The sequence below is a fragment of the Colwellia sp. BRX10-9 genome, assembly GCF_014077405.1.
Classification (GTDB): Bacteria; Pseudomonadota; Gammaproteobacteria; order Enterobacterales; family Alteromonadaceae; genus Colwellia_A.
The window spans coordinates 153,520-180,437 of sequence record NZ_JACGVV010000002.1; the positions used below are offsets into that span (position 1 = coordinate 153,520).

General features: G+C 34.8%; 19 protein-coding genes. 14 read left to right on the forward strand and 5 right to left on the reverse strand.

All coding sequences use genetic code 11. The annotated features are described in order from the left end of the window. Window positions 1-14 precede the first annotated feature (14 nt). Window positions 15-2,048 (forward strand): XrtA/PEP-CTERM system histidine kinase PrsK, encoded by a 2,034-nt coding sequence (gene prsK, locus H4J69_RS01950; RefSeq protein WP_182244352.1) that lies wholly within the window; start codon window positions 15-17, stop codon window positions 2,046-2,048. A 1,319-nt stretch (window positions 2,049-3,367) separates the two neighbouring features. Continuing rightward, window positions 3,368-4,720 carry a PEP-CTERM-box response regulator transcription factor gene (prsR, locus tag H4J69_RS01955; RefSeq protein WP_182244351.1) on the forward strand — a complete coding sequence of 451 codons (1,353 nt, stop codon included), beginning with the start codon at window positions 3,368-3,370 and terminating at the stop codon, window positions 4,718-4,720. Window positions 4,721-4,777: 57 nt separating this feature from the next. On the opposite strand, the gene H4J69_RS01960 is transcribed toward prsR, so the two are convergent. The 5 genes from H4J69_RS01960 to H4J69_RS01980 all read right to left on the reverse strand — a co-directional run bounded on the left by H4J69_RS01960 (window position 4,778) and on the right by H4J69_RS01980 (window position 10,638). Next, a complete protein-coding gene (locus H4J69_RS01960; protein ID WP_182230740.1) occupies window positions 4,778-5,896 on the reverse strand; it encodes an XrtA/PEP-CTERM system-associated ATPase in 1,119 nt (372 codons plus the stop codon). Window positions 5,897-5,900: 4 nt separating this feature from the next. Continuing rightward, window positions 5,901-7,499: a TIGR03016 family PEP-CTERM system-associated outer membrane protein gene (locus tag H4J69_RS01965; RefSeq protein ID WP_182244350.1), complete on the reverse strand. Its 1,599-nt coding sequence runs from the start codon at window positions 7,497-7,499 to the stop codon at window positions 5,901-5,903. Further along, window positions 7,465-8,346, reverse strand: coding sequence for an XrtA-associated tyrosine autokinase (locus tag H4J69_RS01970; RefSeq protein ID WP_182244349.1), 882 nt, complete (start codon window positions 8,344-8,346; stop codon window positions 7,465-7,467). The genes H4J69_RS01965 and H4J69_RS01970 overlap by 35 nt, the downstream gene beginning before the upstream one ends. Continuing rightward, on the reverse strand, window positions 8,343-9,941 hold the full coding sequence (locus tag H4J69_RS01975; RefSeq protein ID WP_182244348.1) for an XrtA system polysaccharide chain length determinant: 1,599 nt from the start codon (window positions 9,939-9,941) through the stop codon (window positions 8,343-8,345). Before H4J69_RS01975 ends, H4J69_RS01970 begins: the two co-directional genes overlap by 4 nt. 61 nt (window positions 9,942-10,002) lie before the next feature. After that, window positions 10,003-10,638: an XrtA/PEP-CTERM system exopolysaccharide export protein gene (locus H4J69_RS01980; protein ID WP_182230736.1), complete on the reverse strand. Its 636-nt coding sequence runs from the start codon at window positions 10,636-10,638 to the stop codon at window positions 10,003-10,005. Window positions 10,639-10,851: 213 nt separating this feature from the next. Here H4J69_RS01980 and H4J69_RS01985 point away from each other — a divergent pair, with 213 nt between their 5' ends. The 12 genes from H4J69_RS01985 (at window position 10,852) to H4J69_RS02040 (ending at window position 26,528) form a co-directional block, all read left to right on the forward strand. Further along, a complete protein-coding gene (locus tag H4J69_RS01985; protein WP_182174157.1) occupies window positions 10,852-12,255 on the forward strand; it encodes a TIGR03013 family XrtA/PEP-CTERM system glycosyltransferase in 1,404 nt (467 codons plus the stop codon). 79 nt (window positions 12,256-12,334) lie between these two features. Then, window positions 12,335-13,186 carry an XrtA system polysaccharide deacetylase gene (locus H4J69_RS01990; protein ID WP_182230745.1) on the forward strand — a complete coding sequence of 284 codons (852 nt, stop codon included), beginning with the start codon at window positions 12,335-12,337 and terminating at the stop codon, window positions 13,184-13,186. Window positions 13,187-13,188: 2 nt separating this feature from the next. Then, on the forward strand, window positions 13,189-14,688 hold the full coding sequence (xrtA, locus tag H4J69_RS01995) for an exosortase A (protein WP_182244347.1): 1,500 nt from the start codon (window positions 13,189-13,191) through the stop codon (window positions 14,686-14,688). 15 nt (window positions 14,689-14,703) lie between these two features. Beyond that, window positions 14,704-15,528, forward strand: coding sequence for a glycosyltransferase family 2 protein (locus H4J69_RS02000; protein WP_182244346.1), 825 nt, complete (start codon window positions 14,704-14,706; stop codon window positions 15,526-15,528). A gap of 4 nt (window positions 15,529-15,532) precedes the next feature. Further along, complete coding sequence (locus H4J69_RS02005; RefSeq protein ID WP_182244345.1) at window positions 15,533-16,627, forward strand: glycosyltransferase; 1,095 nt, start codon at window positions 15,533-15,535, stop codon at window positions 16,625-16,627. Between the two features lies 1 nt (window position 16,628). Further along, the gene (locus tag H4J69_RS02010) at window positions 16,629-18,524 is read left to right on the forward strand and encodes an XrtA/PEP-CTERM system amidotransferase (protein ID WP_182244344.1); all 1,896 of its coding nucleotides are present in this window, start codon (window positions 16,629-16,631) and stop codon (window positions 18,522-18,524) included. 200 nt (window positions 18,525-18,724) lie between these two features. Next, window positions 18,725-20,020 carry a putative O-glycosylation ligase, exosortase A system-associated gene (locus H4J69_RS02015; RefSeq protein WP_182244343.1) on the forward strand — a complete coding sequence of 432 codons (1,296 nt, stop codon included), beginning with the start codon at window positions 18,725-18,727 and terminating at the stop codon, window positions 20,018-20,020. Window positions 20,021-20,035: 15 nt separating this feature from the next. After that, window positions 20,036-20,950 (forward strand): hypothetical protein, encoded by a 915-nt coding sequence (locus H4J69_RS02020; protein ID WP_182244342.1) that lies wholly within the window; start codon window positions 20,036-20,038, stop codon window positions 20,948-20,950. Window positions 20,951-21,007: 57 nt separating this feature from the next. Continuing rightward, window positions 21,008-22,129, forward strand: coding sequence for a glycosyltransferase (locus H4J69_RS02025; protein ID WP_182244341.1), 1,122 nt, complete (start codon window positions 21,008-21,010; stop codon window positions 22,127-22,129). Between the two features lie 13 nt (window positions 22,130-22,142). Then, a complete protein-coding gene (locus H4J69_RS02030) occupies window positions 22,143-23,603 on the forward strand; it encodes an oligosaccharide flippase family protein (protein WP_182251917.1) in 1,461 nt (486 codons plus the stop codon). Window position 23,604: 1 nt separating this feature from the next. Beyond that, on the forward strand, window positions 23,605-25,443 hold the full coding sequence (locus H4J69_RS02035) for a hypothetical protein (RefSeq protein WP_182244339.1): 1,839 nt from the start codon (window positions 23,605-23,607) through the stop codon (window positions 25,441-25,443). Then, complete coding sequence (locus H4J69_RS02040) at window positions 25,443-26,528, forward strand: acyltransferase (protein WP_182244338.1); 1,086 nt, start codon at window positions 25,443-25,445, stop codon at window positions 26,526-26,528. Before H4J69_RS02035 ends, H4J69_RS02040 begins: the two co-directional genes overlap by 1 nt. The last annotated feature ends 390 nt before the right edge of the window (window positions 26,529-26,918 follow it).

The window sequence follows — 26,918 nt, forward strand, 5'->3', positions numbered from 1 at the left end:
AAGAAGTTTATATTATGGATTCATTAGGTCTATTTGGTTATTCATTAGCTGGCATTGCATATTTAGTTTTTGCGCTACTGATTTTTGCTGCACGAAATAAGACAACGCTCGCTCGCTGGGTATTAGTTTCTGTATTAGTCACGGTTATTGCTAATGGGGTTGCTGCCTTACAAATAAAGTTAGGCTTTAGCCTGCAGTGGGCGATGCTTGCAGATGGCTTTAAAGTAGCTTGCTGGTCGTTATTAATCTTGCTTTGTAACACAGAACAACGCTCTTTTCGGGCGGTTATTGCTAATTCACATATTCGTCAATATATCAAAGTTTGGACCATACTCATGGTTGCTTGCTGGTTGGCGAGTGTCTTATTGAATTATTCCTATGAGTATTTATTTCTACTTTTTATTGTGCTTAATTTATGGAGTTTAGTGCTACTAGAGCAGTTATACCGAAGTGCTGATTCACAAGTGCGCTGGGCTATTTGGCCGATGGTTATTGCATTAGCCAGCGTTGCGATTTTTGACTTTGTTTTATATGCACAAGCCACTATGGTTGACGGTATTGATTTTGATTTTTGGTTTAGTCGTGGCTTTATCTCTCTTATTGTTGTGCCTCTATTACTCATTAGTACTCGACGGATTCGTAATGGAGCAGTAAGAATTTTTGTTTCTCGACATGTTGTTTTTTATAGCTCAATGTTGATGATTGCCGGTATATATTTGTTGGTTATGGCCTTTGCTGGCTATGTTATTAACTACATAGGTGGAGAGTGGGGCAGCGTTGTTAGTATCGGCTTTCTAATGTTAAGTGCTTTAGTATTAGTCGCTTTATTTATTACCGAATCGTTGCGCCGGAAATTAAAAGTGTTTATAGCAAAAAACTTTTTTGCTAATAAATACGAATACCGCGATGAATGGTTAAACCTTATTGAAAAAATAGAAACCACCAATGCTGAAAGCTATTATCAAATGGCAACTCAAATAATGATGTCAAAAGTAGATGCATATGCTGGCGCTATTTTGAAAAAAGTAACAGGTCAACGTTTCAGTGTTCAATATTCTGAAAAATTGCTTCTAGATGATACCTTTAATCAGCAACTGGTCGAGTGCAGTCTTTTTTGTCAGCGCCAAGGCTGGATCATTGATGTTGAAGAATATCGCCAAACACCAACTGTTTATCCTGGCTTATCTCTGGACTTATCATTGTTCGATACCAAAAGTATCAGAATTATAGTCCCTATTTTTATTGGTAAAGCATTCTATGGGATGTTTATTTTAGCGGGAAAAAATCAAGTTAAGCAATTAAATTGGGAAGACAGAGATTTACTTTTTGCTATATCTAAACAGTTAGGGAATTTCGTTTCTTTACATGAAGCTAATGATAAATTAGCAGAATCAAAACAGTTTGATGCCTTTAACCGTATGTCCGCTTTTTTGGTGCATGATTTGAAAAATGTTCAAGCTCAGTTAGCACTTATTACCTCTAATGAAGAAAAACACCGGGATAACCCAGAGTTTATTGCTGATGTTTTTGAAACGGTAGAGTCAGCGACAGAACGCTTATCTAAAGTGCTTTCGCAATTACGTAATAAACAAGCAGCTCAATCTAAAAGTGAGTTGGTTGATATTTCAGCAATCATTAACAGTGTAATAGAGCAGAGAAATATTGAGTTACCTAAAGTGAGCTTTAATAAAATCAACCATTGCGAAATGGCTATTGATAATGAAACGTTTCATTCAGTGCTCAATCACTTAATACAGAATGCACAGGAAGCGACAAGCAAAGATGGCTGGGTTAAAGTAGAGCTTACTCAGATAGAAAACCATATAGGAATTAAAATTTCTGATAATGGCTGCGGTATGTCGGCAGACTTTATTAATAATCGACTATTCAAACCTTTTGATACCACTAAAGGTAATGCGGGTATGGGCATTGGTGTATTCGAGGCCAAGCAATTTGTTGAAGGTATTGCCGGAATAATTAAAGTCGAGAGTATTGAAAATAAAGGCACTGTTTTTATAATAGACTTACCAATAAATCCAAGTTTATAAATGATATATTACGGTGGAATACAGATCCTGAAATAAATTCAGGATGACGTTCATGGATTTAGGATGACGTACGCGGAATCAGGCAGGCGTGCGTGGACTTAGGACGATGTACCTGGATTCAGAGCGACGACAGGTAAAGTTGTTTTCCCCGTCATGCTGAACTCGTTTCAGTATCTGGGTTAAGATCCTGAAATAAATTCAGGGTGACGTTCATGAGTTCAGGCTGACGCTCGTGGATTCAGAATGACATATGTGGTTTCTTGACGACGATAGGTAAGGTTGTTTTTCCCCGTCATGCTGAACTTGTTTCAGTATCCGGGTTGGGATCCTGAAATAAATTCAGGATGACGTTCATGAGTTCAAGATGACGTTTGTGGATTCAGGCTGACGTTCGTGGATTCAGAATGACATATGTTGTTTCAGAACGACGATAGGTAAGGTTTTTTCCGTCATGCTGAACTCGTTTCAGTATCTGGGTTAAGATCCTGAAATAAATTCAGGATGACGTTCATGAGTTCAGGCTGACGCTCGTGGATTCAGAATGACATATGTGGTTTCATGACGACGATAGGTAAGGTTGTTTTTCCCCGTCATGCTGAACTCGTTTCAGTATCTGGGCTGGGATCCTGAAACGAGTTCAGCATGACGTTCATGAGTTCAAGATGACGTTTGTGGATTCAGGCTGACGTTTGTGGATTCAGAATGACATATGTTGTTTCAGGACGACGATAGGTAAGGTTTTTTCCGTCATGCTGAACTCGTTTCAGTATCTGGGTTAAGAACCTGAAATAAATTCAGGATGACGTTTGTGGATTCAGGATAACGTTTGTGGTTTCAGAGTGACATTCGTGGATTCGGAATGACATATGTTGTTTCAGGACGACGATAGGTAAGGTTTTTTCCGTCATGCTGAACTCGTTTCAGTATCTGGGTTAAGATCCTGAAATAAATTCAGGATGACGTTCATGAGTTCAGGCTGACGCTCGTGGATTCGGAATGACATATGTTGTTTCAGGACGACGATAGGTAAGGTTTTTTCCGTCATGCTGAACTCGTTTCAGTATCTGGGTTAAGATCCTGAAATAAATTCAGGATGACGTTCGTGGTTTCAGGATAACGTACGTGAGTTCAGGATGACGATTGTGGATTCAGGCTGACGATAGGTCAGGTTTTTTCCCGTCATGCTGAACTTGTTTCAGTATCTGGGTTGAGATCCTGAAATAAATTCAGGATGACGTACGTAGATTGAGTACGGCGTTCATGAATTCAGGGTCACGCGCTCAAATAAAGCGTATACATAATAAAAGGGTTTTAGTCGTATGGAAAAGTTACTGATCATTGATGATGATAAAGGAATACAAAAGCAACTTAAGTGGAGCTTATCTGATTATGAGGCTGTATTAGCAGGTGATCGTGAAAGTGCTATTGCTGCAGTACGTCGCTTTGAACCCAAAGTTGTTACGCTTGATTTAGGTTTGCCGCCAGATGAAGCTAATGCCACTGAAGGTTTAGCGGCATTACAGGAAATTTTGACCATAGCGCCTCATACTAAGGTGATAGTGATCACCGGCAATGATGATCGTACTAATGCGTTAAAAGCTATTTCTGCGGGTGCCTACGACTTTTATCAAAAGCCAATAGATGCTGATGTGATCAATGTCATTATTGCTCGGGCTTTTAGTGTTTCGGCAATTGAAGAAGAAAACCGTAAGATGCGTCAAGTTGCGGGTAGTGATATTGGCATTATTGGAAACAGTGAAGCTATTGACCGCCTCCGCATGATGGTAAAACGTATTGCGCCAACCCAAATTACTGCCTTATTACTGGGCGAAAGCGGCACAGGTAAAGAAGTAACCGCCAATGCCGTGCATATTGCCAGTGAGCGCAGTAATAAGCCCTTTGTTGCTATTAACTGTGCTTCTATCCCTGAAAACTTATTAGAAAGTGAATTGTTTGGTTTTGAAAAAGGAGCCTTTACCGGTGCTCATCGTGCGACTAAAGGCAAAATAGAGTGTGCAGAAGGCGGTACTTTATTTCTTGATGAAATTGGTGATATGCCCTTTAGCTTGCAAGCAAAACTATTACGCTTCTTACAAGAAAAAACGATTGAACGCCTTGGTGGTCGACAAGAAATTAATGTGGATGTTCGAGTCGTTTGTGCAACCAATCAAAACTTAGAACAAATGGTTAAAGATAAAACTTTCCGTGAAGACTTATTTTACCGCGTTAGTGAAATAACCTTAAATATACCCCCTCTTCGTGATCGAGATGAAGACGTATTAATTCTGGCTCAATATTTTTTACAGATGTACGCACTTGAATATAAACGTAATGTAAAAAGTTTTTCAGAAGACGGTTTAAGTGCTATTAAGGCTCATAAATGGCCGGGTAATATTCGTGAGTTACAAAATAAAGTAAAAAGTTCGGTAATTATGACGACTGGCACACAAGTGACTGCTTTTGACTTAGGCTTTTTTGATCATACGAATACTGAACTTGAGTTGTCTTTGAATTTGCGTTCGGTGCGAGAAAAAGCAGAGTCACTGGCTATTCAAAAAGCTTATGCGCTAGCCGAAGGCAATATGTCAAAAGCTGCAGAATTACTGGGTGTTACTAGACCAACATTGTATTCATTAATTGAAAAATATGGCCTAACAATTAACGAAACCTAGATGATTTGAAATACGGAGAAGGTTTTGTTATAAAATCTTCTCCACTAATTAAGGATGTTAACTCTTATCGTTTTCACTACTTCGTTCAGAATTAGTATCGGCAATTGTATCAGCCGTTAGTTCTGAGTTAGCTTCAATACTTTCATCGATATTACTTTCAGCATATAAACGACTCTTCTGCTTAAGGAGTTTATCAACATAACGCGCCATTTTAATTTTCTGCTTAATCGACGACTCTAATATCTCTTCTACTTCTCTTAATATTTCTTTCATGTTTTCAACATTCTCAGTTGAATTAACGATGAGCTGTGCGCTAGCCTGGCTAGGTTCATTACTGGCTAATTGTACTTTATGAAGTGAACCGGTTAACTCTACTTGCATCTCTAACGCGACTTCGTTAATTGCGTCAACATCAATACAAGCTAGCTCTTCTAAAAACCCAAATAATAATAAACGGTCAACAAAAATATTGATTTTTCTTGGAACGCCTAACGTTTTTTCATGAATAACGTTAAAGCCTTCATCTGAGAAGAGTGCCTCTTTAATACAACCTGCTTGCTGCAATCTATGATTAATGTATTCTTTAACTTCGTCACTAGTCAGTGGTTTTAAATGCGCAGATGCAATAATACGTTGACGAAATTGCTCCATATTAGGCGCTTGAATAATATCTTTAAGTTCTTCTTGTCCGAGAAGAAAACTTTGTATCAATGGTTTATTATCCAGCTGAAAATTCGATAACATGCGGAGTTCTTCAACGGTTTCTATAGGTAAATTTTGTGCTTCATCAACAATCAACAAAGCCCGCTTACCTTGGCGATTCAAATCAATAAGAAACTGTTCAATTGACTGTAGTAACTCAGCTTTGCTTTTACCTTTAACCGAGATCTTAAATTCAAAAGCAACAAGTTCAAGTAATTCCTGCGGGTCGAGCTTAGTCGTGACAAGTTGAGCGGCAACAATTGAATCGTCAGCAATATTGTTTAAAAGGTTACGCGCTATTGTTGTTTTACCCGTGCCTATAGGCCCAGTAACTACAATAAAACCTTCGCCTTGATCTAAGCCATATTGTAAATAAGACATTGCTCTTTGGTGGTTGCTTGACGCGAAAAAGAAACGTGGGTCGGGACTTAACTGAAAAGGACGCTCTTTAAAACCATAATAATTTTCGTACATACTGCTAAAAACCTTTATTGAATTTGAGGGTGATTCTGTCTTCCTCATAATTGAATGATTGCGTCGTAGAACTGCGGTTAAGATGGCTTACGCCTAATTTAACGGTCAGTTTACTATTTAAGGATTTGTCATACTCAAGACTATAACGTCGGTAGCGGTCTTGACGGCCATTTTCTTGCCCAAGTAAAAAGTGGGTGTCAGTATATTCAAGCATGAAATTTATATTTGATTTACCACTCACTTTGCGTTTAATCGCAAATGATGCCTTTTTATTTTCATCTTGGGTACGGGTATTTAAATTTTCGCGGGTCAATTTTGATAGCTCAACGCTGAAAGTGGTTCGCGGTAGTGCTAATTCTGAAGACCACAGTAACTGTTTGTTTAATGAAAGGCCTAAATCTTCCACTAAAACAAAATCATTTAAGTTGACTAGCTGATAATTATCAAAATCGATATTATCATTATTATTGACAAAACAGGTTGAAGAGTCAGCTATATCACCTTGTGGGCACCAAAAGCTACCTAAGGCGACACTTTCATAATTATTACGGGTAAATGCTTGAACCTCTTCGACATAAGTAATGGTATTGGTTAAACGCTTGTTTTTATGTACAAAGTCAAACCCATAACTTTCTCCGTAAAAGCGTTGGCCGTAATCAATTATTAAGGTCGTTCTTTGGCTAGGCTCCCAGCGAATTGTGGCCGCAGCATAGTCTTGTTGTTCTTTACCATCAAGGTCTAGTTGAGTACCGGTAGGTGTGTTATAAGATAGGTCTAATAGGAGCCTAGGGCTTATTAACCAGCGTAAGCCGCCGCCATAAGAGTCTGATTCAAGTGATGAACTATTATCAACAAGATCACCATCATTAGTTTCATCATAATATCGTATAAACGGAGTTATCTTATAGCCCGTAATCAAACCGATTTTAACTTCGCCTTTAAATAACTGTCCGTCTCTGCCTTGATTAGTCGCATCAGAATATTCAGATGACATATCCCAATATACATTTCGAGCAGCAGAGCCATTTTCACTTAAAAACTGTACAGCATAGCCTTCTTGTTCACCTATACCGTCTTGTGATTTAGTTGTTTGGTATTGAATGCCCGACCCAACAATAAAATCACTATTATTAATCGTGTACTGAAAACCACCCGAATAATTTTCAACTCTGATGGTGTCACCAGAAACAATATCTGCGAGCGCATTACTGGAATTATTACGTGCTTGGTTTGATATTGCAGCACTACCGATTAAAGCAAGTCCTTTAGGGCCTAGCTTTAAGCGAAAAGAACTGTCCAATGTATGATAGTCATCATCGGAATCATGGTCATGGCTGTAAATTGCATAAAGACTTTTTGCATCAAAGGTAAAATCTAATTTTTTTGATGAAAACAGAGTACTTAATTCAACACCTGTTTGACTAACTAAACTTGCTGTTGTGTCGTTAACAGATAAATTAACATTATCTGTATAGGTTTCATCAATAATTAACTGTGGTGTAAACTGCCATTCCCCTGCGAAAGTATTTGCAGATAAAATGGCAAAGATTGCTGCAGCTAATACTGTCTTATTTAGTGCCGTATCCATAACCATAATAGCCATACATATCCTTGTGAGATCTGATTGCTTTGTTTAGCACTAAACCCAGTGCTAAATCTTCGTTGAGGTTTTCTGTCGCTTTTTGAATATCTGCTAAGAGCGTTTTTGATTCTTCAACTACGACCAGTGCTTGGCCCATTAAATTGGCTAAGACCATCGTTTCTGTAACGCCAATTAACGGTGGACAGTCAAATATTACAATACGGTCAGGGTAGCGCTCTGCAAGTTCTTTAGCTAAAGACTCCATACGGTCACTGGCGAGTAACTCATTAGAAAGATGATGAGGTTCACCTGCAGGTATTATTTTAAGCTTATCAATATTGGTACTGTACATTATTTCAGAAATATCGCGCTTCTCACCCAGTAAGTATTCAATCAAGCCAGGGACTTGCTTAAAACCTAATTCTCTATTTATGCTTGGGCGTAGAACATCTGCGTCTATTAGCAATACTGTTTTATCTTGTTCTAAAGCGATACTTAGCGCTAAGTTAATTGAAATAAAAGTTTTGCCTTCATTCGGTTTAGAGCTGCTTATCATAACCAAATTACTGTTTTTAAGCGTTTTAGAGCCTGAGCCAAAGGCATTGTTTAAGAGCTTACGTTTAATTAGCCTAAACTCATCTTTAATACTTTTTCTGGTACCGTTATCGATTAAGAAACCACGACTTTCTAGGTCTTTTTTGTTGAGTTCTAAAATTTCATTATTGCTATGGTTTTCTGAGCTTGTATCCTTCGCTACACTTTCTGCTATTTTTTGTGGTGCAGCTATAACTGCATCCTCAGTGACTATAGTCGGATTTCCTTGTTGAGCAATTTTTTGCTTTGCGAGCGCTTTTTCTATGGTACTCATAAATTAAAAATCCTATGTATCGGCGCTTGTATGACATCGGGAAATAACGTGTAAGCCACAAAAAAGCACAGCAGTAAAATCAGCAAGCTATTAGAAACAAAAAATAGAATAGTTTTACGAGTATCTTTACTTTGCAGGCCTATATTTTCAGTAGCAGAAACAATACCAAAAATAGGAATGCCCGTTGCCCGAGCTACTTGGCTACTTGAAGTGACCACTGGGTTTATTTGACTGAATAAAAATGAAATCCCTAAACCCACGCCAACACCTAAAAAGGTGATAACGGCATAAAATAAAATACGTTTAGGTCCCGCTGGTTTTAATGGTGCAAGAGGAGGATCAATCACTTTAAAATTGATTTTACTGGTTGTTTCATCAGCAGATTGTCCGATCAGCGCTTTTTCTTTACGATTAAGTAAATCTTCATATTGTTTTTTAGTGATATCGTAGCCACGGTCTAGGCCTACTAACTCAGCTTCGATTTCAGGCAGAGTATGAATCTTATTTTCAAGTTCCTTAACCGTATTTCTATAGTCGTTCGCTCTAACTTCCATCGAAGCAACTTGACCTTCAAGCTGATTAACTTGAATTTGAATTTCTTGAATTACCGGGTTCTGACTAATTGGTGCGTAGTCATTGTTATCATCATTGTTACTCGATAAGTACTGTTCAATTTCTTCATTTCTTTTCTTTGATAAATGCTCAAGGCGACGCTGAACTTCTTTTACATCAGGGTGTTGCTCTGTGTACCTAAGTTGTAAAGAATCTAATTGGCCTTCTAACTCTGCAATACGATCATCGTAGGTAGTTTTAACACTATTCGAATCAACGATATTACTTTGTTGAGAAGAGTTAGCGGCAGCAGGTTGCTCTAACTTGGCTTTTGAACCAGCTAATTGCGTTTTTGTTTCGAGTAGAATAAGCTCAATAGTCTTTAATTGTTCTTTTGCATTATTAAGTTTTTGGTAATAGCCACCGTATTGATTAGGCAGTACTTCACTATACTTTTGTTTGAAATTCGTAAGCCGTGCTTCTGCTTTTAATAAGCGATTTTCATATTCATTAATTTGGCTATCAAGAAATTTTTGCGCTGAATCGGAGTCTCGACGATTTTCGCCACGGGTATTTTCAATGAAAACCGTGATCACAGACTGAACAACATCACGCGCCATTATTGGATCTTTATCGGTAAATTTTATGGTGAATATATTATCTTTACTACCACCTGTTTTATTTATGGAAATATTGTCCCTCAAACGAAGAATTAAATTTTCAAACTCTTGTGGCGTATTAGCTTGTACATCTAGATCCGTCATTCTAGATATACGCTCTAAGTTGGGTCGGCTTAATAAAGTTCTTACCATTAAACGAATTTGTACATCCGGATTTGACTCAACGGTCATACCTTTTAATAAAGGTCTTAAAATTGATTGGGTATCAGCAAACACTCGCGCTTCTGACTCATAAGTATCTGGTAGCTGTGAAACTACTAACCAACCTAAAGGGCAAATAAGCCAAGTAGCAATCATAAGATAGCGGCGTTTTATCCACATACCTTTTAAATAATCTAAAATTTGTTCAAGTGTTTCTTGCATTCCTGACCTCTAAATACAGGCAATTAATAAAATAGGCGATTGTTTTCTTATTTAACTAAAACTAAAACCAAGTTTCAGGGATAACAATTATATCACCGGGCAAAACGTCAACGTTAGCCGCTATCTCGCCATTCTTAATTAAGTCTTCAATATAAATTTCATATTGTTTTTGTTTGCCATTTTCCACTCTTACTAAAATAGCATCATTACCATCAGCAAATTCAGTTAAGCCACCGACCTGAATCATTACGTCGAGCAATGTCATTTGCTGAATATAATTGATTGACTTAGGTTCTGCAGCTTCACCAATAACACGTATCTGCTCACTAAATGGGCCAACAAAATTATTTACGGTTACGGTAACTACGGGCTCTCTCAAGTAAGTTGCTAGAATTTCTTCAATAGTTCGCGCGAGTTCGGTAGGTGTTTTGCCTGATACAGGTATATCTTCAACTAAAGAGGTGGTTATCATTCCGTCGGGACGCACAACAAATGTGCCTGAAACTTCAGGGTTACGCCATACGAATATATTAACAACATCACCGGCACCAATTAAATATTTATAAGTGCTAACATCAACCGTATTCGATTGGTGTATGGTGGCTGGTGGTAAGGTTAATGTACTACAACCTGAAATAACATAAGCTATAGTTAGTAGTATTGCTGTTTTTAGTTGACCGAGCATATTCTTTTCCATGGTTATAACCTTCTTTATACATCGAATTTATTAAATTGATACTAAGCTATCTGATTGTATGTGATTTTTACAAAGGTTGCACAACATTTAATAGGTGTAAAAAACTTATGATTATTGCTATTATCTTACACGCTTATGTTTTGGGTGTTTTTTACTAAAAATCATAAATGAACAAGTTGAATCTGTTAATAATAAAGGGAATAATTAATTCATATGTCTAGCCCAAAGTTTCGAGATCTATCTTCGGGTAGTAAATCTTTAGTTATTATTGAACTGATTTTTTTCGCGGGTTCATTATTACTGACTGTCTATTTAAATAGCTTGTTTTTATTTGTCGAGCATCAAAACATACCTACTAATTTATTGGCTATTTGCGCGATTGTTTTCGCGCTAATGGTACAACTATCATTATTAGCTCTAGGTTTATATAACTCGAAGCTTCGTGAAAATTACCGTGGTATTGTCAGGCGTTTGCTTGTTTCTGTAGCGATTGGCTTCTTTATTGTGACCCTAATTAATCCCTTATATGGTCAACACGCTTTAAAAATTGAATTACTTGCACTGGCGGCATTATTTAGTCTTATTATTGATAGTGCTTTTCGTTATTTTACCCTGCAAGTTGACTTTTTTGGTTTCAGTAAAAGAGTGGTATTAGTGCTTGGCGCAGGTGATCGAGCCTCTATTATCGAAAAACGTATGCGCCGAGATGTCGACAGGCAGGGGTTTTACATGCACGGCTTTGTTATTATGCCAGGTGACACCGAAACAGGCATAGTTAACGAAAACAGGATTGCATTAGAAGGTTCTCTGGTTAATTATGCACTAGAGCATGGTATCGACGAAATTGTTGTTGCTAGTGATGAACGTCGTGATAATTTACCGGTTGATGAACTTTTTGCCTGTAAAATACGTGGCGTAGAAATTACCGAAATTCTCGATTTTATCGAGCGTGAAACAGGTCAAATTGCCGTAAACCTTATTTATCCAAGTTGGGTGATCTATTCAAATGGTTTTGCTTCAGGTAACCATTTACGCAATACCTTAGATTGGGTTTTTAACGCGGCTATTGCTATTGCTTTAACCTTAGTTACTTGGCCAGTTATGCTAATAACAGCCATACTTATTAAATTAGACGAAGGCATGAAAGCCCCTATTTTTTATCTACAAGAGCGCGTTGGCTTAGATGGACAAGCTTTTAATATTTATAAATTCAGAAGTATGCGTATTGACGCCGAAAAAAATGGTGCTCAAATGGCCTCCGAAAATGATGATCGGACTACGAGTATTGGTAAATTCATTCGTAAATACCGTGTCGACGAATTACCACAAATACTCAATGTAATACGTGGCGATATGGGCTTTGTTGGCCCGCGTCCTGAACGTCCTGAATTTGTTCAGCAGCTTATTAAAAACTTACCTTACTACAACGAACGTCATAATGTTAAGCCAGGTTTAACAGGCTGGGCACAATTAAAGTACCCTTATGGTTCAACAGAAGAAGACTCATTAGAGAAGCTTAAATATGATTTGTATTATATTAAGCACCGTAGCTTTATGTTGGACTTATTAATTTTAATTAGAACGGTTGAAATTGTTTTATTTGGCAAAGGAAGATAAATAAAATGCTCTCTCTACTTGCTGTGAGTAATATTATATTGGAACAAGGGTTATATTTGTGAGCCAAATTATTAATGCGATGACAGTCGATGTTGAAGATTACTTTCACGTATCTGCGTTTGAAAATACTATTGCTAAAGCCGATTGGGAAAAAACGCCATTACGTGTTGAACATAATACTTATCGGTTACTTGAATTATTTGAAAAGCATAATGTTAAAAGTACTTTTTTTACATTAGGTTGGGTCGCAGAACGTTGCCCTAACTTGATTAAAGCGATAGTTGACCAAGGACATGAATTAGCAAGCCATGGTTTTGCACATCAGCGTATCACTGAAATGAGTAAAGACGATTTTGTTACTGATGTTGTAAAAAGTAAAAATATTTTAGAACAATTGTCTGGCACTGAAGTTATAGGTTATCGTGCGCCAAGTTTTTCACTTAATGATACTAATACATGGGTTTATGAAAAATTAATTGAATTAGGCTTCCAATATAGCTCGAGTACTTATCCCATTCAACACGACTTATATGGGGTGCCGAATTGGCCTCGTTTTATACATGAACGTTCAGAAAGCTTTGGTGGACAAAAAATAATTGAAATACCCATACCAACCCTGCGTAAGAATAATATCAATACAGGTATTGGTGGTGGCGGTTATTTTCGTTTATATCCATATTGGCTTTCTAAGAAACGTATTGATAAATTCCACCAACAGGAACAAAAACCTTACAGCTTTTACTTTCACCCTTGGGAAATAGATCCAGAACAACCAAGAGTGAAAGATGCGCCACTAAAATCAAAGTTCAGGCACTACATAAATTTGTCGCGTATGGAAGGTAAATTAGAACGACTGCTAAAGGATTATCAGTGGGACACAATGAAGAGTGTTTATTTAAATAAAAATACCAAAGAAAATGGAATGACTTAACTATGCTAAACAATAAGTTTGTTACTAATGTTTCACTCACCAGTGGCATAATATTATGCATGTTTTTTGCTTTTAATAGCTCTTTTAGTAAACTTATTGATATTTGGCAAAGCTCTAATACCTATGGGCATGGTTTTTTAATTTTACCCATCGTTTTATGGTTGGTGTATCGCAAAAAACACTTGCTTGCAAAAGTAGGCACTCAACCTTCTGTATTAGCACTGTTCTTTGTTGGTTTAACTTCATTTTTTTGGTTTATTAGTGCTTTATCTTATATTAATGTTGTTGAGCAATTTGCCTTATTCAGTTTGTTCATTGTTTTAACATGGGCCTTTTTTGGCTGGAAAATTGTGCTATCGTTAAAGTTTCCTCTAGCATTTTTATACCTTTCAATTCCTATAGGGGATTTTTTAATCCCTTATCTGCAGTTTATTACTGCCGATATATCTGTTTTTATGATTAAAGTATTTGGTATACCAGTATTTCGAGACGGTATGTACATACAAATACCTAATGGAAACTTTCTTGTAGCAGAAGCATGTAGTGGCATACGCTTTTTGATTTCAACAATTACCATTGGTGTTTTATATTCTTACCTAAATTTTAATAAATTATATAAGCAAATACTCTTTGTATTACTCTGTTGCATTGTTTCTATTGTAGGTAATGGCCTTAGAGCTTTTTTAATGATACTTATTGGCCATTTGTCTAACATGCAAGCCGCCGTAGGTTTTGATCACTTCGTTTATGGTGGGGTGTTTTTCAGTATTATTTTAGTTGTTCTATTTATCATCGGCTACTATATGTCGGATCCAATAAACGAAATAGAAAAGCCCATTAACACCAACGAGAAATGCGCTTCTCAAAAGTTTCCTTCATTACCCTTCATCGCTATAGCTTTATCATTTTTACTTATTGGTCCCGTATTAAAGTATAAATATGAAAATCATATAGCTGAATTGTCTTCTCAGCAAATCAATAAATCGGCTTCTCATTCTCCTTTGAGCTCAATGATTCTTACTAAGTTTAATCATAATTGGATGCCAACCTTTCCTGATGCCGATGCTACTTATATCTCATCATCAACCGAAAGTAATATCGACATATTCGTCGCTAAATACCTTTATGAAACTGATGATAAAGAAATTATCAGTTATAAAAACAGATTGTTTGATGTTGATTTCTGGTCAATTAAAGGTATTTCAGCTAATGAAATAACAACTGCAAAGGGTGAGCTAATACCTTATAGCTCTTTTACTATTGTAAACATGCAAGGCCAAGAGCGTAAGGTTAGGGTTATATATAAAGTAAATAGTATTTTATCAGCAAATAAAATTAAATTTAAGTTATTACAACTTATGAATAAAATAATGATGACTGACTTTGGCGGAGAGGTTATTGTATTGTCTTCAGCGAGTAAGCACGAAGCAGATAAACAATTAGATTTATTTATGTTTCAGCACTTTTTTGATATTAAACAACAGCTAACTTTGGCTAAATAAGGGATTATATACATTATGCTCATTTCTACCGTTATTCTTTCTTATAATTCTGTTAATCCAATACAGCGATGTTTAGACGAACTAATAAGTTCGCTTTTAAAATTTGATGAAGAAAGTGAAGTTTTTATTGTAGATAATGGCTCAAAAGATGGCAGTGTCGAATTAATTAAACAATATGAGAATAAATATCAAGAATCACATCCAGAGTTAATTAAACCTATCTTTTTTAGTGAAAACACAGGTACTACCTATTCTAGAAATGCCGCATTAAAAAAAGCCAAAGGAAAATTTGTTTTAGTATTAGATTCTGATGCTTATATTAACCACGATGCCATAAAAAGCTTAATTACTTACTTAGAAGCTAACAAAGGTGTTGGTATGGCCGTACCAAGACTTTCTTACAATAGTGGTAATTTTCAATTGTCTTGCGACGTATTTCCAACGCTTATTCATAAGTTAAAGCGTTTCTTATTTTTGAAAAAAATTGAATCAAAACCACATGTATTACAGTCAACTACTATACCTACAAATGTAGACTATGCCATTTCAGCCTGTTGGCTTTTAACGGAAGAGGCAGTTGATAAAATCGGCTTGTTTGATGAGAATATATTCTATTCACCAGAAGACGTAGATTATTGTTTACGTGTTTGGGAAAATGGTTTTAAAATTACTTATATTCCTTCAGCTAAAGTCATTCATGACGCCCAAGAGTTGTCTCGTGGTTTCAAGCTTTCAATTTTTCATTTTTCTCATTTAAAAGGACTTTTTTATCTAATGAATAAGCATAAATATTTCTGGGGTTTAACCAACCTTTACAAACGATTAAATAGATTTGGTTAGTCAAATGATGAAACAATTTCATATTTGCCATATTATTTTGAGGTTAGATGTCGGAGGTTTAGAAAGAGTATTAATAAATTTAATAAATACAATGCCTAACAATTTTAAGCACAGTATTATTTGCTTAGAGATAGCAACAGATTTTGGTAAGCTTTTAAATAAACAGGTTGATATAATTGAGCTAGAAAAACTGCCAGGAAGAGAATTTAAAACTCACAGGAAAATATTTTTTTGGTTGTTAAAGAATAAGCCTGAAGTTGTTCAAACATATAATTTGCCAGCCGTTGAATATCAGTCACTTGCATGGTTAGCTCGAGTTCCTCTTAGAATCCATGCTGAACATGGTAGAGAGGTAGATGATATTGATGGATTAAATAGAAAACGGAACCTTTTAAGAAAAATCTCTCTCCCCTTTGCTACTAAAGTTGTTTCAGTTTCAAATGATTTAACTAATTGGTTAAAGGATACTTTGAAAATAAAAGCTGAAAAAATTATATTTATAGCTAACGGGATAGACACAAATGTTTTTTGTTATAAAAATGTTACACCATATGAGTTTGTCATAGGTGCTGTTGGTAGGATAGATGATGTAAAAAATCACGAGTTACTGATTCGTTTAGGTAAGTATTTACGTGAAAATGAACCATCTATTTTCGAAGATATTACCATTGAAATAATTGGAGATGGACCAGGACTTTCTAAAATGAGAGCTTTAGTAGCTTCAGAAAAGCTAGACGATAAAATATTATTTTTAGGTAAAAGCTTTAATATAGTGGAAAAGCTGAATACTTTTTCTCTTTTTCTTCAGCCGTCAAAATATGAAGCAATGCCAATGACCGTATTGGAAGCAATGGCATGTCGATTACCCGTTATTGCTTCTAATGTTGGTGGTATTCCTAAAGTGATCAATCATGGAAAAAACGGCTTGTTGTTCGAGGCTAATAGTTTAGAAGCATTGGCTGAAAGAGTGATATATTTGTATCACAATGAAAACAAAAGAACCTACTTAGCAGCTAATGCTAGAGAGGATGCGGTACGTAATTATAGTTGTAAAGCTATGGCTGAAAACTATAAAAAACTTTATGAGTCGGTAAATTAAAATGTGTGGAATCTCTGGTATATTTAACTATTCTTCTCTTGACGTAGATATATCTTTATTGGAGAAGATGAATGACGCTCAATCACATAGAGGGCCTGATGATGAGGGATATTTTTATGATAACGGGATTGGATTAGCACACAGACGCTTATCTATAATAGATATTTCTTCTGGTCATCAACCGATAACAACTGGTGATGGAACTGTCACTATTGTTTTTAATGGTGAAATATATAACCATAAAGAATTAGCTATAAAGCTTAAAATTAAAGGACATCAATTTAAAACCCACAGTGATACTGAGGTGATTTTACACTCATGGGTTGAATGGGGAGAAGAATGTGTTCATCAACTTCGGGGCATGTTTTCATTTGCAATATGGGATGACAAGAAAAAAACCTTATTTATTGCTAGGGATAGACTAGGAATCAAGCCATTGTATTACTTTGAAGATAAGGGGACCGTGTATTTCGGTTCTGAGCTTAAAGTATTATTGCAAAGTGGAAAAGTTAATAAAGAGTTTAATCATCAAGCAGTAGAAGATTATTTTTCCTTAGGATACATCCCTGAACCTAAAACAATATACAGTAAAGTGAGTAAACTGAAACCAGGTCACTTTCTTCTTTTAAAACAAGGAAAAAAAACAAAAATCATACAGCATGAATACTGGGATTTACAATTAAATGAAAGTAGTGAACAAAAAATTGAGCTGCAAGAGTTTGATAAACGTTTATCTGAAGCTGTGGGTATTAGAATGGAATCAGAAGTTCCTATTGGTGCATTTTTATCTGGTGGAATAGACTCAAGTGCTATTGTAGCGCATATGGCTTCTCTACAAACGACTCCGGTCAACACCTGTTCTATTGGTTTCGATAATAAACAGTTTGATGAATTAGAATACGCTAAACAGGTTGCTGAGCAGTACAAAACTAGTCACCATACTAGAACGATTAATGAAGATGATTTTGAACTGATAGACCAAATTATTGATTGGTATGATGAACCTTTTGCAGACCCTTCAAGCTTGCCCACTTTTAGAGTCTGTGAATTAGCCAAAGAAAAGGTAACCGTCGTATTGTCTGGTGATGGAGGAGATGAATTGTTTGCAGGATATCGTAACCATTTGATGCATAATAACGAACAAAAGATAAGAGATAGGTTTCCTCGTTCTGTAAGAAAGATAGTTTTTGGCACTCTAGCTAAAATATATCCTAAACTTGATTGGGCACCTAGATTTTTAAGGGCAAAAACTACTTTCCAATCTTTGGCTATGGATGACATTGAAGCTTTTCATAATACAATGTCAATTCAAAGAAAAGACCAGCTCAATATTCTTTATTCTGATGTTCTAAAGAAAAACCTTAATGGGTATTCTTCTTTGGAGCTATTTCAATATTATGGAAATAAATTTAAAGGGAACGATTCTCTAAAAAGAGCGCAATATATAGATTTTAAAACTTATCTACCCGGCGATATCTTAACTAAAGTTGACCGGGCTAGTATGCAACATAGTGTAGAGGTTAGAGTTCCACTACTTGATCATAAATTTGTTGAATGGGCATTTAATATTGACTCATCAAAAAATATTGTTGGCTCAGAAACTAAAGCTGAATTTAAAAAACAATTAGAAAAAAGATTGCCAAATGATATTTTATATCGTAAAAAAATGGGGTTTTGCGTACCTTTATGTGATTGGTTTAGGGGGCCCTTATCTAACATGATACAAACTCGATTAACCTCTGAAGTAATGAAAGAATCAAAGCTTTTTAATATGGTCTATATTGAAAAAATTATTAAGGAACATATCAGTGGACTAAAAAATAATGATACAGCCTTATGGTCATTACTTGTTTTTAGCTCTTTTCTCGAAAAAAATTCTGGTCAAAATCATGAGTAGTATGAATATTTTTTTTCGAAATAATACAATATTCGACTATGTTCAGGCTATTATAAAAATCACTCCTTTGCATTATTTGGTGAATTAAAATGAGTTCAATAGTTTTTCTTATAAGCATGATGTTTGTTATCTTTTTTTTAATTAAAGGTGATCAACAAGACAGGAAAGATCAAAAAAAAGTTATTGAGAAAGATAAGTAAATGAAAGATACAATTTTTATTTTATTATTTTTACCATTTGTTTTTTTAACACTTAGAAATCCTTTTATTGGTTTATGTGCCTGGATATGGACCATTATGGCCGTTCCTAAAAATATGCTATGGGGCTTTGCAACAGACATTCGTTACACGCTTTTACTAGCTATTATTACTATTATCTCCATGCTTATTAACAAAGATTCATTAAAAAAACCTCCTTTTACTAGTTTATTTTATTTACTTATTTTGTTTTTAATTCATATTACAATTTCGAATACATTAAGAATGGGCAGTAGCGATCTAACTTGGCAGGTATGGGCAGACTTTTTTAAAGCTATCATATTTAGCATGTTAGTCATGACGTTGTTGACAACAAAAAATCGGATAGAAACATTTTTAATCGCTCTATTGATTGGGGTTGGTTTTAATATATTCTTTGAAGGGTTGAAATATGTAGTTTCTGCTGGCAACTATACAATAGTTGGTATCGAGAACTCGATGATGACAGATAATAATTTGTTTGCTCTAGCGATATTGATGGTTCTACCATTATATTTTTATATGGCATCTCAAGTGCGGTACAAGTATGTCAAATTAGGATTCTTGGGACTCGCCGGGTTATCTGTTGTATGTGTTATTGGCTCTTTTTCACGAGGTGGATTTGTTGGTCTAATTATTGTTGGATGGCAGATTTTTTTAAAAGTGAAACGAAAACTCTTGTTTTTAATTATTGCATTTAGTTTTATTTCTCTAGCGTTAACTATTAATTCAGACCAGTGGACGAGTAGAATGCAAACAATTGAGCATGCAGAAGAAGATAAGTCTTTTCTTGGTCGAACAACTGCTTGGAAATTGGCAACACTTTTAGCTATTGATAATCCAGTTTTTGGTGGAGGCCAAAATGCAGTTCAGCATTTAGCCGTGTGGCAATTATATTACATAGATATTCATAAATTTGATTTTATCACATCAGAAAATACAACCAGTCAAAAAGGGAAAGCCGCGCATAGCATATATTTTCAAGTATTAGGGGATGCCGGTTTTGTAGGTCTTTTCATATTTCTTTTGATTTTGTATAAGTCGTTTCGGCTTAGTGCAAGGTTAGCCAAAAATGGGACCCATAGTTGGCTTAGGGAATTGGCTAAAGCTATAAAGACAATTTTATTAGTGTATATGACATCTGGAGCTTTGCTTAGCTTTGCATATTATGATCTAATTTATGTATTAATTGGTATTCTTGTCTGTATTGAAAGAATAAATATAGAAGCTATTGCAGATAGTAAAATAACGAATAACTAGGTGATTTTGAAAACTATGTTGAAAATAATAAATAGAATAAAAGAAGAGCTGATCAAGTCTAGGTTTAATAATAAAGCGAAAAAAATATTAGAAACTAATCCATTAAGTAACTTCAATGATAAAAGCGACTTATATATATTATCAATGGTAAGATCCAAAGATATCAATATGCTTTTAATCGCTTTAAAGAGCTTTGTCAGGTTTGTTCCTATCAAAGGTGTTCTGATTGTAAAAGATCCCGATATTACAGACTTAGATGAACAGTTATTAAAGCATCACTTAGTAAACGTAACTTTTATTAAAGCTGATGAAATGGTTGATTCAAATATACCAAGAGGAGGAACTTGGGAACGTATTTTTGCTATCGCAAGTAATAATAACAACGGTTATATAATACAAATAGATGCAGATACAATTACAAACCAAAAACCAGAACAGGTAATAGAGGCTGTTTTATCAGAAACAGCTTTCACTTTGGGTACTAACCAAGGGAAAGCATTTAAATCTCTTCAAGAAAGTGTGGAATTTGCAAAATCTAGAAAAGACAGCAATAAGCACATACAACTACTCTGTGAATCATTGTTAACTACTTTACCAGAAGATTTTTCAATGTATGTCAGAGGGTGTTCTGGTTTTGCGGGTTTTCCTAAAGGGAAATTAGATAAAACAAAGCTTGTAGACCTTAGTCAACACTACTATTCAAAGCTTGGAAATAGATGGGAAGAGTGGGGAACAGAGCAATTTTCAAGTAATGTAATGGTCTCTAACATAGAACCTAATAGTGTATTAAATACCGCGCATTATGATGTACCTCACCAAAACACCCTAGACCAGACGTTCGTACATTATATAGGGCCAACAAGATACGCATCACTTAAGTATTTGAAAAATATCGAAAAAGTGATCGGTGAACTAAAGAGTAAAGTGTAGTTTAATAAGGCTGATTTAATTTACTTAATAACATTTTTAGATAAAGAGGAATGCTCCATGAAGGGTGTTTTATTTGCAATGAATTGGGCTGATAGTACGGGCTTAATGCTTAGAAGAGCTCATCAGTCGTATAGCGAAGTAGCTAAGATTCTGAGGAATAGGGGGATTGATTGTTATATTGCTTACCCTAAAGTAAACCTTGAACATGATCAATCTTATTTAAAAGTGGTTGAATTAGATTGTCATAAATTTGATTTGAAAAACAAGAATAAACTAGATAAGTTCATTAAAGATAAAAACATTAAGGAAGTCATATACATTGATAGAGGTTTTTTCTGGCTTCACGTATTGTTTTTCAAATTTAGAGATATCAGAGTAACTATGTATAGCCGTTATGCAGTAGATTATGAAAGTTTACGAAGTTCTAAATTTAAATCTTTTGTTAAAAAAGTAATACATAAACTGTCAATATTTTCATTTGATAAATATATTGTAATTAATACGGAAGCAAAAAATAATTTTCCTGATGTTTTAGGAATAAGTGATTCTAAGGTCACCTTAATTAGAAATGGTATTGATACTTCTAATTTAGAAAACGCTAAGAAAGAATCAATAATCTACGTAAAAGACCCTAAGAAGAAAGTAGTGTTAAGTGTTTTTCAAATGAGGCCAGAAAAAAATATAGAATTTATCTTGAAAGTCATTAAAGCGCTAAATGAAAAAAGAAGTGATATTCAATATATTCACGTTGGTGAAGGGCAGACAATGGAGGCAGCAAAAAGCTACGTAGAAATGAATCAGCTTACTAATAGCTGCACCTTTGCTGGTAAACAGGATAACATTTTTCCTTTTTTTGAAGTCGCCGACGTTGTAATCCATGCGTGTTTTTTAGAATGTCTAAGTAATGTTATTACAGAATCTATGGCTATGGGTAAGCCAGTGGTAACAATTAATAGCCAAGGTGCTTTAGATCAAATTGTAGATAAAACTGGGACAATACTAACAGAATTGGATGTTTCACAATTTGTTAAGGCGATCGAAACATATTTAGATGATGATATTTTAGCGAATACTTGTTATACCGAGGGGCCAGCTCACGTTAAGCAAAATTTTTCTATTGCCAGTCAAGCTAAAGGCTTATCTGAACATATCTTTAAAAATAAATCGTTATTGACATAATGCGTATTTTATTATGCTAAAGGACGCTGCTACAGGAGCCGTATGGCTTGGACTGAGTCAATGGCTAGTTAGGTTTCTTGGTGTCTTTAGTATAATTATATTGGCTCGCTACCTTTCTGCGAGTGATTATGGGGTAATGGCGCTAATTAACATTAGCGTGAGTTTTCTAGAAACTGTACTTGTCCTTGGAATTGGTAGGTTTATCATCGCAAAACAGTCATTGACTACCGATGATTTAAACACTGCATGGACATTTAATGTTTTAAAAATGATCTTTATTGGCAGTGCATTGTTTTTAATTGCTCCTCTTATCGGCGAGTTTTATGACACACCAGATTTAGTGCTCCCAATAAAGCTCATTTCAGTATCAATAATGATAGGTGGATTTGAAAATATAAGTGCAGATATTCTTAAAAAAGAGCTCAAATTCAACCGAGTTTCAATTTACATTATCACTCCAAAATTAATTGGCTCGATTGTTAATATAGCGTTAGCCGTTTTATTAGAAAGTTATTGGGCTTTAGTATATGGAACAATAGCTATAAGAATTACTTCATTAATCGTTAGTTATTTCATCCACCCATTTCGTCCTAAATTTTCTTTTAAGAGTAAAAATGAAATATGGGAATTCTCTAAATTAAGTCTTGGAAGTAACTTTGCTATCTTTATAAAAAACAAACTCGACTCTATTTTAATTGGTAAATATTATTCATCGGAAGAATTGGGCTCTTATACAATGGCCCAAACAGTCGCTTCTATTCCTTCAACGGAAGTAACAACACCCGTTATTGGTAGTTTAATCCCTTCGCTTTCAAAAAATAAAAAATATCCGCGAGAATATATTGAAAATGTGACTAGAGGGCTACAAATTGTTAGCTTAATTGTATGGCCTGCCTGTTTTGGTTTATTGACCATAAGCTCTGAATTTGTCGACATTGCATTGTCGAGTAAGTGGGAAACAATTACTTTATATTTACCTATTTTAACACTTATTCTCTCTGTTGATGTAATTGCCGGATATAGTAAACAAATATTAATACTAGAGGGGAAATTGTTATTCGCAGTAAAATGTGAATGGATATTAGTTATATATTATATATTTAGTTTCCCATTGGCTATGTATTACACAAGTATAGATATGATGCTGTATTTTAAATTGATAAGCAGTATAGTAATGGGAATCGCTTTTTTTTATAGAGTGTCGAAATGCTTGAACTTCAATATAAGACAAGCCCTTTATCAAGTGCTTTCGTCTTTTTTTGCTTGTATATTAATTTATTATTTAGCTTTTGTTATGAAAGAGTATTTTGCTTTTGATAGTTCCCTTATGAGCCTGACGTTTAGTTTTATATTTTGGCTTGTGGTGTATCCTGTAATTATCTATCTATTTTGGTTCTTTATTGGAAAGCCAAATACAATAGAAAAACTTATATTAACTTTTTTATTAAAGAAAAATCGGTGTAGTGATAACTAATATGAAAAGAATCGGTAAGTTTTTATGTTTTTTCGTTTTCCTAAATATATTGTTAGGGTGTAGTAAAGATCAATTTGAATTCAATGAGTTATATTTAGTAGTGCAGTCAGGGGGCGAGGTTGTTGTTTCTTATGGAAATAAAAAAGAACATTGTAGGGAAAAGTGTGCATATTTGATACCGTCAAACTCGAACGTAAGTTTGGCAGTTCATAATTTATCAAGTAGCATTTTTGATAAATGGGAAGGGTCATCATTATGTAGTCTAAACTCAGAATGTTCATTTGTTTTTAATAAGGACTTGAAAATAAGCGCAAACTTCATTCCTAATCAGTTCAGTATAAATATTACCGTCGATAAAGACCAAGGAATAATAAATAATCCTATACAATTTGGTTACACTTCTGAAAGCGAATTTAGTAGATGGGAGTGGGATTTTGAAAATGATGGCATCATAGATTCTACAGAAAAAAAACCAATCCATATTTACAAAAAAATGGGTAATTATAATGTTAAAATATCTGCTTATAAAGGAAATGTTAAATTTTCGAAAGTTGCTGAAAGTGTTGTGGTCATTACTGAACCAACAGCTCGTGTATATAATATTGGACCGAATAAAGAATATTACTCTACTCATGAAGTACCCTTACATAAACTCAATTCTGGTGATGTAGTTCGTATTTTTGCTAGAGAAGACCGTGCAGCTTATTATGAGAAACTCTATATAACTGGCACGGGCACAAAATTTAAGCCTATATTGGTTATAGGTATATCAGATAAATATGGTAATCCGCCTATTTTCGATGGTGAAAATGCATCTGCGAATAATATGTATGGAAAGTACTTGTGGAATGAGGACCGCCAAATCATTCTAATTGGTCAATACGGCAGACAGAAGGCAGAACATATCTATGTCGAAAATATTGAGGTTAGAAACGCAATTAAGAATGTTCCGTTTATAGGTACAATTAAGCCTATGAAGTATTTAAATAATGCGGCAGGAATTCGAGTTGGATTTGCGAGCGCAATTACCCTGAACAAAATTATAAGTTATAACAATGAGAATGGTTTATTTGCTAGTCACTATGACAGCATAACGTTAAAAAATAGTAAGATTTATAATAATGGTGTATCGAAATACAGCACTCAAGCACACAATATTTATTTTGATAACATAAAAGGCTCTGTTGCAATAGTAGAGTTTAATTATATAGGAGAACTTCTAAATGATGGACAACAGTTTAAGTCCCGTGCCGAGACATTGATTTTTAGATATAATTGGGTTGAGGGTGGGAAAAATAGCATTCTAGACTTAGTAGAGAGTCCTAAAAGCAAAATTTCCAATGCCTATGTATATGGCAATACATTGATAAAGAAAGACCCTGTGAATAATTATCGAATTATACACTTTGGTGGTGATAACTCTAAAGTACCTAGAAGTGGAACTTTATATTTCTATAATAATAGTATTTATTCAAATACTGATAAAAGTTACCTTTTTCAGTTAGATGAAAAGAATATAAAATTGATCGCCTATAACAACTCATTTCATTTTAAATTCTCTATTCCTAGTGCAGGAGAACTTATTTCAGATAAATACCCTAAGGTGGGTAAGAGATTTCGAATTAGTGGTATGAATAACCTTTTTTTAGATGGGCATGACAATATTATTAATTCTGTCCAAACGGAATTTAATTTATTTAACAGCTTAAACCATGAAGCCTTTATCAAAACTAAAACCCTCTACCCTGTTTTATTTCAATACAATGAAGACCGCGGTGGTGAGGTACGATTAGATCAAGGTCAAGGTATTGGCGCTTCATATGATGGAAGATTGGATTAATGACGGTTACTCCCCAGAAAACAAAAAAAAATATTCCAGCTTTAACTAGCATACGTGGTTTTGCAGCAATCGCGGTAGTACTTATGCATATAAACTCAACGTATGCAGAACAAGGCTTGTTATTTTTTAGTTTATTTCAATATTCAAGCTTGGGAGTCGACCTGTTTTTTATACTTAGTGGGTTTATTCTTGCTTATGTATATGAAGAGCAAAATTTTAGTAAGTTAGGAATTAAATCATTTTTTGTGACTTTTATGAGCGCACGGTTAGCAAGAATCTATCCTTTACATATTGTTACTTTGTTATTCACATTATTAATTGTGCTAACGCTAAGTGGCTTTAGTGAGCGTTATTCGGAACATTTTTTCACATTACAATCGTTCATACTAAATGTATTTTTGATTCAAAACTGGGGATTGGTAGATATTTCATGGAATACAGTATCTTGGTCGATAAGTGCTGAATTTTTCATGTATCTATTATTTCCCTTTATGCTTTATTTTAAATCGTTTATTAACAATACAAATCATATAATAATGCTGACGTTGTTATGTTTTGTTGCACACCATTTGTTTATTTTTGTACTCGATTGGAGTAGCTATGGCGGTATGTCTCTAGGCGGAATGGTTCGAGTATTCTTTGAGTTCAGTTTGGGCTTTTTGTTTTTTTTCTTAAGGTTAAAATTAAAGACGTACTTCCAATGTTGTACTTTCAAGTTAAGCTACCTCATTTTGCCAATAATGGTAAGCGCTATGTTAATAGAGCAATTGTGGTTCTTTTTTTTACCTTCTGCAGTAATGCTGATAGTATATTTATCTGTGATGGATTGTAAAATTGGGGAAGTACTTTCATATCGTCCATGTATTTATTTGGGCAATATATCTTATTCGTTATATATGTGGCACTGGTTAGTTATTCAAATCAATAATTGGCTAAAATCTGTGGGGATATATACTACCTCTGACAACTATATTGTTTATTTTGAGTGTTTCTCTCTGGTCATTGTTTCGGTCATTATTGCTCATTATTCATTTAGATATATAGAGCAACCCGCACGTAAGTGGGGGCGAAAAGTAACAATATAACTTGATAAGTAGAGTCTATTATAAGTCTGTAATGCTAAGATAGTTTGCAAACCCTAAGAGAGAATACCTCAAATTAATATGTTGTGGTATGTCTGTAAAATCTCAATAACGGACTACTATATCTCTCAACTTGCACTTGAACTTGAACTTTAATATTAATATAAAGTAAGCGTCTGGGGAAGTGCATCTAGCCTTACTTGAAGTTCCAAGGCAGCAGATGAGTAAGGCTTTCAGGCTTGTTAGCAAGTTCATCTAGACAAAATTGTAAATAGTTGTCGACCAGCAAACCGTTGGCTTTTACTGTTTATACCGAAAGAAAAACTATGCCGAATTGCCTAACTAGATCCCTATAAGACAAAGATACTTGCATCTAATTACTTCGTAAGCGCA

Excerpts from the sequence above, each read along its gene's own strand:
- H4J69_RS02015 (WP_182244343.1), top strand. The coding sequence starts at position 18,725 with ATGAAAGATACAATTTTTATTTTATTATTTTTACCATTTGTTTTTTTA.
- H4J69_RS01965 (WP_182244350.1), bottom strand. The coding sequence starts at position 7,499 with ATGGCTATTATGGTTATGGATACGGCACTAAATAAGACAGTATTAGCT.
- xrtA (WP_182244347.1), top strand. The coding sequence starts at position 13,189 with ATGCTAAACAATAAGTTTGTTACTAATGTTTCACTCACCAGTGGCATA.
- H4J69_RS01985 (WP_182174157.1), top strand. The coding sequence starts at position 10,852 with ATGTCTAGCCCAAAGTTTCGAGATCTATCTTCGGGTAGTAAATCTTTA.
- prsK (WP_182244352.1), top strand. The coding sequence starts at position 15 with ATGGATTCATTAGGTCTATTTGGTTATTCATTAGCTGGCATTGCATAT.
- H4J69_RS01990 (WP_182230745.1), top strand. The coding sequence starts at position 12,335 with ATGACAGTCGATGTTGAAGATTACTTTCACGTATCTGCGTTTGAAAAT.
- H4J69_RS02010 (WP_182244344.1), top strand. The coding sequence starts at position 16,629 with ATGTGTGGAATCTCTGGTATATTTAACTATTCTTCTCTTGACGTAGAT.
- H4J69_RS02005 (WP_182244345.1), top strand. The coding sequence starts at position 15,533 with ATGATGAAACAATTTCATATTTGCCATATTATTTTGAGGTTAGATGTC.
- H4J69_RS01970 (WP_182244349.1), bottom strand. The coding sequence starts at position 8,346 with ATGAGTACCATAGAAAAAGCGCTCGCAAAGCAAAAAATTGCTCAACAA.
- H4J69_RS02040 (WP_182244338.1), top strand. The coding sequence starts at position 25,443 with ATGACGGTTACTCCCCAGAAAACAAAAAAAAATATTCCAGCTTTAACT.
- H4J69_RS01975 (WP_182244348.1), bottom strand. The coding sequence starts at position 9,941 with ATGCAAGAAACACTTGAACAAATTTTAGATTATTTAAAAGGTATGTGG.
- H4J69_RS02020 (WP_182244342.1), top strand. The coding sequence starts at position 20,036 with ATGTTGAAAATAATAAATAGAATAAAAGAAGAGCTGATCAAGTCTAGG.
- H4J69_RS01980 (WP_182230736.1), bottom strand. The coding sequence starts at position 10,638 with ATGGAAAAGAATATGCTCGGTCAACTAAAAACAGCAATACTACTAACT.
- H4J69_RS01960 (WP_182230740.1), bottom strand. The coding sequence starts at position 5,896 with ATGTACGAAAATTATTATGGTTTTAAAGAGCGTCCTTTTCAGTTAAGT.
- H4J69_RS02035 (WP_182244339.1), top strand. The coding sequence starts at position 23,605 with ATGAAAAGAATCGGTAAGTTTTTATGTTTTTTCGTTTTCCTAAATATA.
- H4J69_RS02000 (WP_182244346.1), top strand. The coding sequence starts at position 14,704 with ATGCTCATTTCTACCGTTATTCTTTCTTATAATTCTGTTAATCCAATA.
- prsR (WP_182244351.1), top strand. The coding sequence starts at position 3,368 with ATGGAAAAGTTACTGATCATTGATGATGATAAAGGAATACAAAAGCAA.
- H4J69_RS02025 (WP_182244341.1), top strand. The coding sequence starts at position 21,008 with ATGAAGGGTGTTTTATTTGCAATGAATTGGGCTGATAGTACGGGCTTA.
- H4J69_RS02030 (WP_182251917.1), top strand. The coding sequence starts at position 22,143 with ATGCTAAAGGACGCTGCTACAGGAGCCGTATGGCTTGGACTGAGTCAA.